We start from the raw sequence: 298 nt of genomic DNA, 5'->3' as shown, positions 1-298 counted from the left end.
CTTTATACACTAGCCCATCTAATAATTCTTTTCTAGTTGGGTGCTGCGTCCAGTGACTCGTTTCACCTTGGATATAGTGATTTCTGTCCCCAAGTAATAAAATTGCATAACCATTCGGTTTCAATGGGAGATGAAGAAGACATTCTTCATTATCAATTTTTATTAAACGTTTTGTAACTGACATGGTCATCCTTCTCCAATAATCTATTTTGAATCAACTCATACATCGATACTTCATTCCATAGTTTCATTTTATTCATAATATGTGAACTTGTTCATTAATAACTAAGGTGTTCAA

General features: G+C 32.9%; 1 protein-coding gene. It reads right to left on the bottom strand.

The annotated features are described in order from the left end of the window. The coding region (locus AOA59_RS32820) for a hypothetical protein (RefSeq protein ID WP_218212198.1) at nt 1-184 on the bottom strand (184 nt) is incomplete at its 3' end. Nucleotides 185-298 lie beyond the last annotated feature (114 nt).

Source organism: Pseudomonas sp. 2822-15 (genome assembly GCF_002742515.1).
GTDB lineage: Bacteria > Pseudomonadota > Gammaproteobacteria > Pseudomonadales > Pseudomonadaceae > Aquipseudomonas > Aquipseudomonas salomonii.
This window is presented reverse-complemented; position numbering and strand designations above follow the sequence as displayed.